Here is a 14596-nt window from a genome sequence, read left to right as displayed (position 1 = left end):
TAGTCATACGAATCCGGGGTATCCGCGTTCCGGGAATGGCCGGGTGACGGCGTACGTTCTTCCTCTCGGCACCGACCCCGAGCAACCCCTACCCGAGGAGCGCCAGGCATGCAGGGCACTGTGACGATGTACAGCACGACGTGGTGCGGCTACTGCCGCCGGCTGAAGAGCCAGCTGGACCGCGAGGGCATCGCGTACACCGAGATCAACATCGAGCAGGACCCGGAGTCGGCGAAGTTCGTCGAGAGCGTCAACAACGGCAACCAGCTCGTCCCGACCGTGGTCGTGGTCCCGGCGTCCGGCGCCGAGCAGGTCGCCATGCCGAACCCGAGCCTGGCCCAGGTCAAGCAGGCCCTGGCCGTCTGACCGCAGGCAGCGCGAGCGGCCGCCTGGCCGAAAACAGCCCCCTCCCGGCACTCCGGGAGGGGGCTGTTCCGGTTCCGCTTGAGGAGCCGAGGCCGGCCGACGGCCTCAGGCCGCGTCGCCCGGCTTCGGCAGCGGCTTGCCGTACCAGAGCTCGATCAGCCGCGAGGCGATCGAGATCCCGTACGGCGGCAGCACCTCGCCCGAGTCGAAGCCCGCGGCCAGGTCCTCGCGGGAGAACCAGCGGGCCTCGTGGATCTCCTCGCCGTCCACGTTGATCTCCGAGGAGGTCGCCCGGGCCATGAAGCCCAGCATCAGGCTGGACGGGAACGGCCACGGCTGGCTCGCCACGTACTCGACCTCGCCGACCGTGACGCCCGCCTCCTCGAAGACCTCCCGCGCCACGGACTGCTCGATGGACTCGCCCGGCTCGACGAAGCCCGCGAGCGTCGAGAAGCGGCCCTCCGGCCAGTGCACCTGGCGGCCGAGCAGCGCCCGGTCCTGGTCGTCGGTGACCAGCATGATCACGGCCGGGTCGGTGCGCGGATAGTGCTCGGCGCCGCACACCGGGCAGCGCCGGATGTGCCCGGCGGCCGCGACCACCGTGCGCTCGCCGCAGCGCGAACAGAAGCGGTGCAGCCGCTGCCAGTTCTCCAGGGCCACCGCGTGCGTCATCAGACCGGCGTCCCGCGCCGAGAGCAGCAGCCCCGCCTCGCGCAGCCCGGCCGGCCGCGCGGACTGGTCCATGCGGCCCGGCAGGCTGTCCTTCTGCAGCGCGAAGTACGAGACGCCGTCCTCGTCCGTGCCCAGGAAGTAGCGGTGCGTCTCGGTCAGCGGGGCCTCGAAGGCCGGGGTCATGACCAGCTCGGTCCGGCCGTCGGGCGTGTCGTCGATCAGCACCTGGCCGCCCGAGACCACGAAGACCCGGGTCGTCGGGTGGCTCCAGGCGGCCGCGAGCCACGCCTCGTCGAGGCGGTGGTGCGCGGCCCGATCGATCCCGCTCGGGGCCGTGAGCGAGATCGGGCGGTCCGCGAACGCGTTGTTCAAGGTGCTCACAGGTGCTTCCAACTCCCCCGGATCGGTGTCAGTGCATACGAAGTTCAGCGGACGGCGGCGGGCAGGTCGCCCCACAGGTGGGCGGTCGTCTCGACGCCCTTCATGAGGAGATCGAGCTCGATCTTCTCGTTGGGGGCGTGCCAGCCGTCGGACGGGACCGAAATGCCCAGGAACAGCACCGGCGTGCCGAGCACCTCCTGGAGGTCGGCGGCCGGTCCCGAGCCGCCTTCACGGGTGTAGCGGACCTTGGCGCCGTCGAAGGCGCGGCTCATCGCGCCGGCCACGGCCTTGAGGGCTGGGTGGTCGAGCGGGGTGAGGCACGGCCGGGTCGGGGCGCCGAAGACGATCTCGTACCGGATGCCCGCCGGCACCAGACCGGCCAGCCACTCCCGTACGGCCGTCTCGATGTGCGCCGGGTCCTGGCCGGCGACGAGCCGGAACGACAGCTTCAGATGGGCGGAGGCGGGGACGATCGTCTTGCCGCCGGGGCCCTGGTAGCCGCCGCCGATGCCGTTGACCTCGGCCGTCGGGCGGGCCCAGACCCGCTCCAGGGTGGAGTAGCCGGCCTCGCCGAGGGTGCCGTGCGACTTGGCCGTGGACAGCCAGCCGGCCTCGTCGAAGGGCAGCTCCGCGACGAGCGCCCGCTCGGCCTCGGACAGCTCGGTGACGCCCTCGTAGAAGCCGGGGATCGCCACCCGCTCGTCGGCGTCGTGCAGCGCGGCCACGATCCGCCCGGCGACGGTCGCCGGGTTCGGCACGGCGCCGCCGAAGGAACCGGAGTGGATGTCCTGGTCCGGTCCGAACAGGTCGATCTCGCAGTCCGCGACCCCGCGCATGCCGGTGCACACGGTCGGCGTGGTCTCCGACCACATGCCGGTGTCGGAGACGATCACCAGATCGGCGGCGAGCCGGTCCGCGTGCTTCTCCACCAGGGCGCGGAAGTGCGGCGAGCCCGACTCCTCCTCACCTTCCACGAGCAGCTTGAGGTTGACGGCGGGCGCGGTGCGGCCGGTCGCGGCGAGGTGCGCGCGCACGCCGAGCGTGTGGAAGAAGACCTGGCCCTTGTCGTCGGCCGCGCCCCGCGCGTACATCCGGCCGTCGACCAGCGTCGGCTCGAACGGCTCCGTGTGCCAGCCGTCCTCGCGGGCGGCGGGCTGCACGTCGTGGTGCCCGTAGACCAGGACCGTCGGCGCGTCCGGCTCGCCGGACGGCCAGTCGGCGAAGACGGCCGGGGCGCCGTCCGTCTCCCACACCTCGACCGTCGCGAAGCCGGTGTCCGCCAGCTTGGCGGCGAGCCACTCGGCGCTGCGCCGCACGTCCCCGGCCCGCTCGGGCTGCGCCGACACGGACGGGATCCGCAGCCACTCGGCGAGGTCGTCGAGGAAGGCGGCACGGTGCTGCTCGATGTACGTGCGCACGGCAGCGGTGTGGACGGCGTTGTCCGGGGTCTCGCTCATGCCACCGAGCCTATCCGGCGCCGGAACGCTCCCCGTCGTCGGCCGGGGCGTTCCCGCGCAGGATCGCCTCGAGCTCCGCCCGGCCGGGCAGCCGCCGCGGCCGTACGACCTCTCCGGTCCGTACGTACACGAACGCGGCGGCCACCTCCTCCGGGTCCAGACCGTGCTGCTCGGCCCAGGCCAGGCGGTAGATCGCCAGCTGCAGCGGGTCGGCGTTGCGCAGATGGCTGGTCTTCCAGTCGACGATCTCGTACGCGCCGGTGTCCGCGTCCCGGTAGACGGCGTCGATCCTGCCCCGGACCACGCGGCCCGCGAGCGAGAGGTGGACGGGTATCTCGACCCTGTACGGGGTGCGGCGGGCGTACGGCGTGCGGTCGAACGCCTCCTTCAGCGCCTCCAGGTCCCGCTCGTCGAGGATCTCCGGCTCCCCCGCGAACTCCTCGCCGCCGGGCAGCTCGTCCGGGCCCAGCATCGGCAGCGGCAGCTCGTCGAACCGCGACTCCACCCAGGCGTGGAACCGCGTGCCGCGCCGGGCCGCGGGCTGTGGCGGTTTCGGCATCGGCCGCGCCAGCTCCTTGGCGAAGCCGTCGGGGTCGGCGGCGAGCCGCAGCACCTGGGAAGCGGACAGGTACGCGGGCAGCAGGACGTCACGGGTGGTGGCGCGGGAGCGCTGGAGCTCGGCGGTGAGGGAGGTGAGGTCACGGTCCCAGGAGGCGATCGTCTTGGCGTCCTCGGAGGTGAGAGCCGCGCGAGGCGCGGGAACGCGGGGCTCGGCCTCGTCCCGCTCCGGGTCGTCGGCCTCGTCCCACTCCGGGTCGTACGGAGGCGCCTCCAGGTCCTCGGGGAGCCAGAGGCCGTCGGGGTCCGGGTCCGAGGCACCGGGCACCGCCGTCGTGGGTTCGTGCCCACCCGCTCCTCCCCCTGGCTTCGCCGGGGGGACCTCCAGCGGAACGTACGCCCACAAACGGGACAGGACCGCTTCCGCCGCCTCCCTACGCCGTTCCAGGGACTCCTTGTCCAGGGGCAGCGGCCAGGCCTGGTCCCTCGTCTCCGCCGCCAGGAGCGGGTTCTCCTCGCCCTCGTCCGGTTGGTCCGCCCATGCCTCGATCTCGCCGTGGCCGGCGGCGCAGTGGTCGTAGAGGGCCTGGAGGAAGTCCGAGGGGCCGCGGGGCTTCTTCTGGGAGGGGCCCCACCAGTGGGCGGAGCCCAGGAGGAGGGAGCGGGGACGGGTGAAGGTCACGTAGCCGAGGCGCAGTTCCTCGGTGTGCTGGTGGTCGCGGAGGTCCTCCTTGAAGGACTTCATGGCGGCCGGGGTCCAGGCGTCGAGCGAGGGCAGGGTCGCCGCGTCGCCGCGCAGGGCGTACGGGAGGACCTGGGGCTGGGCGGTCCAGGACTCGCGGGCGCGGGTCGACGGGAACTGGCCGGTGACCAGGCCCGGTACCGCGACGACGTCCCACTCCAGACCCTTGGACTTGTGGGCGGTCATCACCTTGACGGTGTTCTCGCCGCCGGGGAGCGCGTTGTCCAGGCCCTTCTCGTACTGCGCGGCCGTGCGCAGGAAGCCGAGGAAGGCGAGCAGCGTGGCCTCGCCGTCGAGGGAGGCGAAGCCGGCGGCGACGTCGAGGAAGTTGCCGAGGGTCTCGCGGCGGCGGGCGGCCAGGGCGTGCGGGGAGGCCGACAGCTCGACCTCCAGGCCGGTGGCGGCGAGGACCCGGTGCAGCACGTCCATCAGCGGGTCGGCGAGCGAGGTGCGCAGCGAGCGCAGCTCGGCGGCGAGGCGGGCGAAGCGGACCCGCGCCTCGGCGGAGAACGGCAGGCCGTCGTCCTCGCCGCCGCCCGAGTCGAGGAAGGTGTCGAGCGCGTCGGCGAGGGAGACCACCTCGGCCGGGTCGACGCCCTCGACGGCGGCGGCGAGCCGCTGGTCGGCGTCGGCGGCCTCCGCCCCCGGCCGGTGCACCAGGAGCCGGGCGCGGCGGCCGAGGAGGGCGAGGTCGCGGGGGCCGATGCGCCAGCGGGGGCCGGTGAGGAGGCGGACGAGGGAGGCGTTGGCGCCCGGGTCCTGGAGGACCTCGCAGACGGCGACGAGGTCGGCGATCTCCGGCAGGTGGAGCAGGCCGGAGAGGCCGACGACCTCGACGGGGACGTCACGGGCGACGAGGGCGGCCTGGATCGCGGGGAAGTCGGTGGCGGTGCGGCACAGGACGGCGATCTCGCCGGGCGGGGTGCCGGTGCGGACCAGGTGGGCGAGGGAGTCGGCGAGCCAGTCGAGCTCCTCGGCGTGGGTGGGCAGGAGCGCGATCCGCACGCTGCCGTCGCGCTCGGCGCCGGGCGCGGGCCGCAGCGCCTCGACGCCCTCGTGCATGGCGCGCAGCGGGGCGGCGAGGCCGTTGGCGAGGTCGAGGAGGCGGCCGCCGCTGCGCCGGTTCTCGGAGAGCGCGAAGCGGGTGGCCGGGCGGCCGTCCTCGTACGGGAAGTGCTCGGGGAAGTCGTCGAGGTTGGCCACGGAGGCGCCGCGCCAGCCGTAGATGGCCTGGCAGGGGTCGCCGACGGCGGTGACGGCGTGGCCGGTGCCCTGGCCGAAGAGGCCGGAGAGCAGCAGCCGCTGGGCGACGGAGGTGTCCTGGTACTCGTCGAGGAGCACGACCCGGAACTCGTCGCGGAGGATCGCGCCGACCTCGGGGCGGGTGGTGGCGAGCTCGGCGGAGAGCGCGATCTGGTCGCCGAAGTCGAGCAGGTCGCGGGAGCGTTTGGCGGCGCGGTAGCGCACGACGAGGTCGAGCAGCTCGCGGCGCGCGGCGCCGGCCTCGGGGAGTTTGCGCAGGTCGGCGTTGGTGAGCTTGGCGCCGGCGAGGTCGGCGAGCAGCTCCGTGTCGTACGCGAGGAGCCGCTCGGGCCGTACGAGGTGCTCGGCCAGCTCGGCGTCGAGGGCGAGGAGGTCGCCGACGAGGGTAGGGAAGGAGCGGGTGAGCGCCGGGTACGGGCCGGGGGCCTCGCGCAGGACGCGGGCGGCGAGCTGGTAGCGGGTGGCGTCGGCGAGGAGGCGGGAGGTGGGCTCCAGGCCGATGCGCAGGCCGTGGTCGGTGAGGAGCCGGCCGGCGAAGGCGTGGTACGTGGAGATGCGCGGCTCGCCCGGCGGGTCGTCCGGGTGCGCCGGATCGGACGCCGGGCCGGGGGCCGGGTCCGGGTCGGTGACGCCGGCGCGGACGAGGGCGGTGCGCACGCGCTCGGCGAGCTCGCCGGCGGCCTTGTTGGTGAACGTCAGTCCGAGGACCTGCTCGGGAGCGACCTGGCCCGTGCCGACCAGCCAGACCACCCGGGCGGCCATCACCGTCGTCTTGCCGGAACCGGCTCCGGCCACGATGACCTGCGGGGCGGGCGGCGCGGTGATGCAGGCCGTCTGCTCCGGGGTGAACGGGATGCCGAGCAGCTCCTTGAGCTGCTCGGGGTCGGTGATGCGTGCGGTCACTCGAAAAAGGCTAACGGGCCCCGCTGACAGTCCCGCCCGGCAGACGTCGTCGGTCAGGCCGGGGCAGGCCGGTCAGACCGGTCAGGCCGGTCAGGCCGGGGTCAAGCCGGTCAGCCCGGCCGCGGTCAAGCCGGTCAGCCCGGCCGCGGTCAAGCCGGTCAGCCCGGCCGGGGTCAGGCCGGTTAGGCCGGGGTGCCCGGCTCCAGCTTGGAGACGTCGACGGTCTGGTCGGCGGGCGGTACGACGACCTTCACGGGCTTGTCGTAGTCGGAGAGCACCACGACGCCGGGCTCGGGGCCGCCCCGCTTGACCATCCTGAGGATGTACGGCTTGCCGCGCTCCGACACGGACACGGTGGTGGTCTGGCCTGCGGTGCCTTCGGCCTCCCGCTTCACGAGCGTGGCGACCGGGGTGCCCTTGACCCGGGCGTCCGGGCCGCGGGTCAGTCCGGTGCGCTCGGCCTTGTTGCGGCCGAGGTCGGCGAGGAGGGCCTTGAGGTCGCAGACGCTGCTCAGGTTCTCGGTGCCGGGCTGCCCCTGCGGGATCTTCAGCCAGCGGCCCTTGAGCAGCTCGATCGTGGCCTCGATCTGCGGTTCGGGCATCCCCTGGGAGGTCATGGAGGCGCGCCAGAACGCCTCGTCGCCCTTCATGTACGTGACGGTGCCGGTCTGCCGCAGTTCGGCGGCGCCGCCCTGGAGCCTGACCACGCCGGCGCACTGGTGGTGGTTGTTCACGGAGAAGTCGACGTCCATCGGCTGACCGCCGGAGACGACGCGGCCTGCGAGGCGGAGCGAGGTCGCCGACTGGGTGGCGGTGACCGCCTTGTCGGCGATCTGGTCGGCGGTGAGGCCCTTGAAGGGGTCGGGCGGCGGCGGTGCCTGGGCGGCGGCGGCCAGGGCGGCGGGCCCGGCGCCCGCGACCAGGGCGGCGCAGAGAGTGGTGGTGACGGCGGCGGCGCGGAGCCTGGGCAGCCTCGGCAGCTTGGTGTGGGACGCCATGCGAGCCTCCTCGCGGTTCTCCCGGACCCCGGACGTGTCCTGTCCCCGATCTTCCAGCCTGCCGGAGCGGGCGCACCCGCGCGACCGCTCGGGCGGGCTCGCCCCGTGGCCGGCGCGGTGGCGTCGGCGCTAGTCCACGACGTGGCGGCCCTCCGGGCGGGCGCTGCAGGAGGCGCGGAAGGCGCAGGTGGTGCAGTGCTGGCCCGTGGTCGGGGTGAAGCGCTCGTCGAGGACGCGGCCGGCGGCGGTGGCCAGGAGGTCGCCGACCCACTCGCCGGACAGCGGCTCCTGGGCCTGGACCTTCGGGAGCGCGTCGCCGCCCTCCTTCTTGGGTGCGGCCTGGCGGAGGTGGACGAGTTCGGCGCCGCCGGGTTCGGGGGTGCGTCCGCCGAAGACCTCGTCGACGGCGCCCTCGCGAACGGCGAGCTGGTAGACGGCGAGCTGCGGGTGGTGGGCGACCTCGTCCTTGGTGGGCGCGGACTTGCCGGTCTTGAAGTCGACGACGTAGGCGCGGCCGTGCTCGTCGGCCTCGACGCGGTCCATGGAACCGCGGATGCGGACCTGGTACGCGCCGGCCTCCAGGGTCACGTCGAAGTCGTGCTCGGTCGCGGCGGGCGTGCGGCCCGCGCCCCGGTTCAGGACGTGCCAGTGGAGGAAGCGTTCCAGGGCGATCCGGGCGTTCTCCTTCTCCTGCGCGGACTTCCAGGGCGCGTCGAAGGCGAGCGCGTCCCAGACAGAGTCCAGGCGGGTCATGAGGACGTCGAGGTCGGCGGGGGTACGGCCGGAGGCGACCTCGTCGGCGAGGACGTGGACGACGTTGCCGAAGCCCTGGGCGGCGGTGGCCGGGGCGTCCGCCTTGACCTCGCGGCCCAGGAACCACTGGAGCGCACAGGTGTTGGCCAGCTGGTCGAGCGCGGAGCCGGACAGCGCGACGGGGCGGTCGCGCTCGCGCAGCGGGGTCTCGCTGCGGGTCGGCTCGGCGAGTCCCCACCAGCGGTCCGGGTGGGCCGCGGGGACGAGCGGGTTGCCGTCCTCGTCCGCGAGCGCGGCGAGGGCGGCGAGCCGTTCGGCGGCGGCGGCGCGCAGCTCCGGCGAGGCGTCGGGGTCGACGGTGGTCGCGCGCAGTTCGGCGACGAGCGCGGAGACGGCGAGGGGGCGGCGGGGGCGGCCCGTGACCTCCTTCGGCTCGACGCCGAGTTCGGTGAGGAAGCGGGAGGGCTGGTCGCCGTCCTCGGCGGGCGCCTTGACGGCGGTGACGACGAGACGCTCGCGGGCGCGGGTGGCCGCCACGTAGAACAGCCGGCGCTCCTCGGCGAGCAGCGCGCCGGGCGTCAGCGGCTCGGCGAGCCCGTCCCGCCCGATCCGGTCGGCCTCCAGGAGCGAGCCGCGGCGCCGCAGGTCGGGCCAGACGCCCTCCTGCACGCCCGCGACGACGACCAGGTCCCATTCCAGGCCCTTGGCCCGGTGGGCCGTCATCAGGCGTACGGCGTCGGGGCGGGTGTGGCGGCGGGTGAGCGTGTCGGCGGCGATGTCCTGCGCGTCGAGCTCCTCCAGGAAGTTGAGCGCGCCCCGGCCGCCGACCCGGTCCTCGGCGCGGGCGGCCGTCTCGAACAGGGCGCACACGGCGTCGAGGTCCCGGTCGGCGTTCCGGCCCGCCGGGCCGCCGCGCAGCGAGGCCCGTTCGAGCCGCCCGGGCCACGGCGTGCCGTCCCACAGCAGCCACAACGCCTCCTCGGCGGTGCCGCCCCCGGCCAGCCGGTGCCGCGCGGCCCGCAACAGCTCGCCCAGCCGCCGCGCCCCGCGCGCGTACGCCTGGTCATGCGCCACCAACCGCTCGGGCTCGGCCAGCGCCCGTGCGAGCAGCACGTCCGACGGCGCGGGCACCTTGTTCCCCCCGGCCCGCTCCTCGTCCCGCAGCGCCCTCCCGAGCCGCCGCAGATCGGCGGGATCCATCCCGGCGAGGGGCGAGGCGAGCAACGCGACGGCGGTCTCGGTGTCGAGCCAGACGGGCGCGGAGGCGGCGGGGCCGGGGGCGTCGGGGGCGGCCGGGCCGGCGTCTTCAGCCACGGGTGCCTCCGGCGCGTCCAGCGCGTCCGGCGCGTCCAGCGCGTCCGGCGCGTCCAGCGCGTCCGGCGCGTCCAGCGCGTCCAGCGCCTCGGGCACGCCCGCTGCCTCCGGTGCCTCCGCTGCCTCGGGCACGTCCAGTGCCTTGGGCACGCCCGCTGCCTCCGGTGCCTCCGCCGCCTCCGGCGCGCCCAGCGCCTCCACCGCCTCGGGGGCTTCCGGTGCCTCCGCCGCCTCCGGCGCTCCCAGCGCCTCGGGCGTGTCCAGCGCCTCAGACGCCTCCAGCGCCTCGGGTGTGTCCGCTGCCTCAGGCGCGTCGGCGTCAGCGGCGTGCGTCGCCGCGCCGCCCGCCACCGCCCTCAGCGCGAGCAGCAGCGCCGCTACGGCCGGCTCGTGGCGCAGGGGGATGTCCGCCGCGTCCGTCTCCACCGGGACGCCGGCCGAGGTCAGGGCGCGGCGGAGGACGGGGAGGGGGGTGGCGGAGCGGGTGAGCACGGCCATGGTGTGCCAGGGGAGGCCGTCTTCGAGGTGGGCGCGGCGCAGCAGGTCGGCGATGTTGTCGGTCTCGGTGGAGGGGGTCGGGTACGTGTAGACCTCGGCGCGGCCGCCCTCGCGGACCGGAGCGAGCGCGCGGTGGGCGCGGACGCGGTCGGCGGGGAGGCGGGGCAGGGGCATGCGCGCGGCGAGGAGGCGGGTGGCGGCGAGCAGCTCCGCGCCGGAGCGGCGGGAGGTGCCGAGGACGCGTACGCCGCCCCCGAAGGTCTCGGGGAAGTCGAGGATGCCGTTGACGTCGGCGCCGCGGAACGCGTAGATCGACTGGTCGGGATCGCCGAAGGCCACCACCGACCCGGCGGTCAGCCCGCGCAGCAGCCGGACCTGGGCCGGGTCGGTGTCCTGGTACTCGTCGACGAAGATCGCGTCGTATGCCGGCAGCGTCCCCGGCGCCGCGGACTCGGTCAGCCGCACGGCCCGCTGCACCAGCTCGGTGTAGTCGACGACGCCCTGCAGGTCCATGACGTCCAGGTACTCGGCGAGGAAGCCGGCCGCGGCCCGCCAGTCGGGCCGGCCGACCCGGCGGGCGAAGGCGTCGAGGGCGCCGGGCCCGAGGCCCAGCTCACGGGAGCGGGCGATGACGGCGCGGACCTCGTCGGCGAAGCCCCGGGTGGTCAGGCAGGCGCGCAGTTCGTCGGGCCAGCGGACCTTGCCGAGCCCGGCCTTCTCCAGGTCGATCTGCCCGGCGAGCAGCTCGCGCACGGCCAGGTCCTGCTCGGGGCCGGAGAGCAGCCGCAGCGGTTCGGCGAAGAGGTCGGCGTCCTGGTGGGCGCGGACGAGGGCGTAGCAGTACGAGTGGAAGGTGGTGGCCTGCGGCGGGCGCCGGCCGCCGAGCCGGGCCGCCATCCGGTCGCGGAGCTCCACGGCGGCCTTGCGGCTGAAGGTGAGGACGAGCAGCCGCTCCGGGTCCGCGCCCCGCGCCAAGCGCGCCGCGACCGCCTCGACCAGCGTCGTCGTCTTCCCGGTGCCGGGTCCGGCGAGGACCAGAAGCGGTCCGTCCGCGTGCTCAACCACCGCCCGCTGGGCTGCGTCAAGCACAGGGGGCCGGGCCGGCGCCGGGACGGCCCGCACCAGCCGGTACGCACCGGGTCCCCGCGTGGACGCGAGGGTGGAGGAGGAAGTCACGTGGGTCGCCGGTCCTGCTGGGTCTGCGGAGTGGGGGTGCGCGGAAACGCGAACCTCGACGTTACGCGATTCCGCGCGCCCGGATCCCGTACCTCGCCCCGCGCCTCACTCCTCGGCGCCGGCTCCGCCGTCCCACCGCGCCGCCCGCATGTCCAGCCTCACCGGGCCTCCCCTGGGCTCCCGCAGCGGTGTGCCCTCGGCCCGGTAGTGACCGAGCGCACGTCGCTCGTGTCCGGGCAGCAGCACGCCGTCCGACCGGACCACGCGCCACCACGGCACGGAGCCCCCGTACAGCGCCATGACCCGGCCGACCTGCCGCGGCCCGCCCTCGCCCAGCCATTCGGCGACGTCGCCGTAGGTCATCACCCGGCCGGGCGGGATCTCCTCGGCGACCTGAAGGACCCGTTCCGCGTACTCGGGCAGCTCGGGCGGCTCCTGTGTCTCCATTCGGGACATCCTGCCTCACCCCACCGACAACCCCCTGATGCCTCCGTTCGGCCCCGCTTCGTGCCACCATCGTCCGGGCGGTGACTGGTGATACGAGATCAAGAACAAGATCAAGAGCAAGAGACCACGCTAGAGACGACGGCCACGACGGCCACGGCACAGCACGCAGAGACGGACATGGTGATGACGCACGACAGCCCGCCCGAGCGCGGGCCCGAGCCCGAGCCCGCTCGGGAGCGTGGTCCTCAGCCTGATCCGGAACAGCCCGACCGGCCGGAACAGCCCGACCGGCCCCACCAGCCGGAACAGGCGGGACGGCCCGCGCAGCCGGAGCAGTCCGCTCAGCCGGAGCAGTCCGCGCCGGCCCCGGGCGGGGCTCCCGAGCGCGTGTCCGGTGACGAGCCGCTCCTCGCCGCCCGCGTGCACCGGCCGTCCGACCTGATGCGGCTGCTCGTCGGCGTCCTGGCCATCGCCCTCGTCCTGGCCATCGCCGCCTTCGCCCACGGCACCACCTCCGGCCTGGAGCAGGACATCAACAAGGGCGCCGGCGGCGCCCCGGACGTCTTCGTCAAGATCGCCGGTCTGGTGTCCTCGATCGCCGTCCTGTGCGTCCCGGTCGCCTTCGCGATCGAGCGCCTGATCAAACGGGACGGGCTGCGGATCGCCGACGGTGTCCTCGCCGCCGTCCTCGCGCACGGCGTGACCCTCGCCACGGACCTGTGGGTGGCGAACGCGGCGCCCGGCACCATCCAGGACGCGCTGACGCAGCCGCAGTCCGGCGGCGGGCTCACCGACCCCGTGCACAACTACCTCGCCCCGGTCATCGCGTACATGACCGCCGTCGGCATGGCCCGCAGGCCGCGCTGGCGGGTGGCGCTGTGGGGCGTGCTGCTGCTCGACGCGTTCACGATGCTGGTGGCCGGCTACACCACCGCCTTCTCGATCATCCTGACCGTGCTGATCGGCTGGACGGTGGCGTACGGCACGCTGTACGCGGTCGGCTCGCCGAACGTCCGGCCGACCGGCCAGACGCTGCTCGCCGGTCTCCGCCGGGTCGGCTTCCGGCCGGTGACGGCGCTGCGCGCCGAGGGCGTGCCCGACACCACGGACAAGGACAAGGACCGGGACAAGGACCGGGACAAGGACGCCGGCGACCGCGGCCGCCGCTACATCGTGACCCTGGAGGACGGGCCGCCGCTCGACGTCACGGTCGTCGACCGCGAGCAGCAGGCGCACGGCTTCTTCTACCGGGCCTGGCGGCGCATCAGCCTGCGCACCATCACCACCCGCCGCTCGATCGTCTCCCTGCGCCAGGCCCTGGAGCAGGAGGCGCTGCTCGCGTACGCGGCGATCGCCGCGGGCGCGAACGCGCCGAAGCTGATCGCCACCTCCGAGCTCGGCCCGGACGCCGTGATGCTCGTGTACGAGCACCTGGGCGGCCGGACCCTGGACTCGCTCGACGACAAGGAGATCACCGACGACCTGGTGCGCAGCGCGTACCGGCAGGTCAAGGCGCTCCAGTCGCGCCGGATCGCGCACCGCAGGCTCGCCGGCGACGCGATCCTGGTGGATCGTTCCGGCAAGGTGATCCTCACGGACCTGCGGGGCGGCGAGATCGCGGCCGGCGATCTGGTGCTGCGGATGGACATCGCCCAGCTGCTCACCACGCTCGGACTGCGGGTCGGCGCCGAGCGGGCGGTCGCCGCGGCCGTGGAGGTGCTCGGCCCGGACGCCATCGCCGACTGTCTGCCGCTGCTCCAGCCGATCGCGCTCAGCCGGTCGACCCGCGCCGAGCTGCGCCGGCTCGCCCGCGAGCGGTCCAAGCGGGAGCGCGAGGCGGTCCTCGCGGCCTCCGAGGCGGCCAAGCAGGCCCGGGCGGAGGCGCGGGCGCACGCCAATCTGGAGACCGACCGCAAGGCGGCCCGGGCGGAGAAGCAGGCCGACAAGAAGGCCGAGAAACGGGCGCTCGACTCGGCCCTGGACGAGGCCCGCGAGGAGGACCTGCTCGCCCAGATCCGGCAGCAGGTGCTGCGGATCCGGCCGCAGGCGCCGGTGGAACCGGTCCGGCTCGAACGCATCAAGCCGCGCACCCTCGTCTCGCTCATCGCGGGCGCGGTCGCCGCGTACTTCCTGCTCTCGCAGATCGCCCGCACCCCGATGTCGACGATCAGCCAGGCCGACTGGGCCTGGGTCGCGGCCGCCGTCGTCTTCTCGGCGCTCAGCTATGTGGCGGCCGCGATGAGCCTGCTCGGCTTCGTGCCGGAGCGGGTCGGCTTCTGGCGGACGGTGGTGGCGCAGGTCGCCGGCTCCTTCGTGAAGATCGTCGCCCCGGCGGCGGTCGGCGGCGTCGCCCTGAACACCCGCTTCCTCCAGCGCTCGGGCGTGCGCCCGGGGCTCGCGGTGGCGAGCGTCGGCGCCTCCCAGCTCTTCGGCCTCGGCGCGCACATCCTGCTGCTGCTGTCCTTCGGCTATCTCACCGGCACGGAGCGGTCGCAGTCGTTCACCCCGTCGAGGACGGTGATCGCCGGTCTGCTGACGGTCGCGGTGCTCGTGCTCGTCGTGACGGCCATCCCGTTCATGCGGAAGTTCGTGTCGACCCGGCTGCGGTCGCTCTTCGCGGGCGTCGTGCCGCGCATGCTGGACGTGCTCCAGCGGCCCGTGAAGCTGGCCACGGGCATCGGCGGCATGCTGCTGCTCACCGCCTGCTTCGTCTTCTGCCTGGACGCCTCCATCCGCGCCTTCGGGCACGGCGACACGACGCTCAGCTACGCGAGCGTGGCCGTCGTCTTCCTCGCCGGCAACGCGCTCGGCTCGGCGGCCCCGACGCCGGGCGGCGTCGGCGCGGTCGAGGGCGCGCTCACCTTCGGCCTGGTGGCGGTGGGCCTGCCGCTGGAGGTCGCCACGCCGGCGGTGCTGCTGTACCGGCTCCTGACGCTGTGGCTGCCGGTGCTGCCGGGCTGGCTGTGCTTCAACTGGCTGACGAAGCGGGAGGCGCTGTAGCGGCGCGGATACGGGGAGGGCGGCGTCGTAGGCGCCGCCCGCCCCGTATCCCGGCGGGCCCCCCCGCC

At 74.6% G+C, this 14596-nt stretch carries 8 protein-coding genes; 2 read left to right on the top strand and 6 right to left on the bottom strand.

The genetic code is table 11. The annotated features are described in order from the left end of the window. Nucleotides 1–108: 108 nt before the first annotated feature. Nucleotides 109–366 (top strand): mycoredoxin, encoded by a 258-nt coding sequence (locus tag ACWEJX_RS08465; RefSeq protein ID WP_403792351.1) that lies wholly within the window; start codon nt 109–111, stop codon nt 364–366. A 105-nt stretch (nt 367–471) separates the two neighbouring features. On the opposite strand, the gene nudC is transcribed toward ACWEJX_RS08465, so the two are convergent. The 6 genes from nudC to ACWEJX_RS08435 all read right to left on the bottom strand — a co-directional run bounded on the left by nudC (nt 472) and on the right by ACWEJX_RS08435 (nt 11528). Continuing rightward, nucleotides 472–1419 carry an NAD(+) diphosphatase gene (gene nudC, locus ACWEJX_RS08460; protein WP_451606755.1) on the bottom strand — a complete coding sequence of 316 codons (948 nt, stop codon included), beginning with the start codon at nt 1417–1419 and terminating at the stop codon, nt 472–474. 44 nt (nt 1420–1463) lie between these two features. After that, nucleotides 1464–2876: a dipeptidase gene (locus tag ACWEJX_RS08455; protein ID WP_451606754.1), complete on the bottom strand. Its 1413-nt coding sequence runs from the start codon at nt 2874–2876 to the stop codon at nt 1464–1466. Nucleotides 2877–2886: 10 nt separating this feature from the next. Continuing rightward, the gene (locus tag ACWEJX_RS08450; protein ID WP_451606753.1) at nt 2887–6342 is read right to left on the bottom strand and encodes a UvrD-helicase domain-containing protein; all 3456 of its coding nucleotides are present in this window, start codon (nt 6340–6342) and stop codon (nt 2887–2889) included. 182 nt (nt 6343–6524) lie between these two features. Continuing rightward, nucleotides 6525–7340 (bottom strand): hypothetical protein, encoded by an 816-nt coding sequence (locus ACWEJX_RS08445; RefSeq protein WP_451606752.1) that lies wholly within the window; start codon nt 7338–7340, stop codon nt 6525–6527. 129 nt (nt 7341–7469) lie between these two features. After that, nucleotides 7470–11027 (bottom strand): ATP-dependent helicase, encoded by a 3558-nt coding sequence (locus ACWEJX_RS08440; protein WP_451606789.1) that lies wholly within the window; start codon nt 11025–11027, stop codon nt 7470–7472. A gap of 159 nt (nt 11028–11186) precedes the next feature. After that, nucleotides 11187–11528 (bottom strand): MGMT family protein, encoded by a 342-nt coding sequence (locus tag ACWEJX_RS08435; RefSeq protein WP_451606751.1) that lies wholly within the window; start codon nt 11526–11528, stop codon nt 11187–11189. Nucleotides 11529–11711: 183 nt separating this feature from the next. Here ACWEJX_RS08435 and ACWEJX_RS08430 point away from each other — a divergent pair, with 183 nt between their 5' ends. Further along, nucleotides 11712–14528, top strand: a complete 2817-nt coding sequence (locus ACWEJX_RS08430; protein WP_451606750.1) for a flippase-like domain-containing protein — start codon at nt 11712–11714, stop codon at nt 14526–14528. The last annotated feature ends 68 nt before the right edge of the window (nt 14529–14596 follow it).

The sequence above is a fragment of the Streptomyces sp. NPDC004788 genome, from assembly GCF_053601115.1.
The sequence above is the reverse complement of the archived record's forward strand: the minus strand, read 5'-3'. Positions and strand labels throughout refer to the sequence as shown.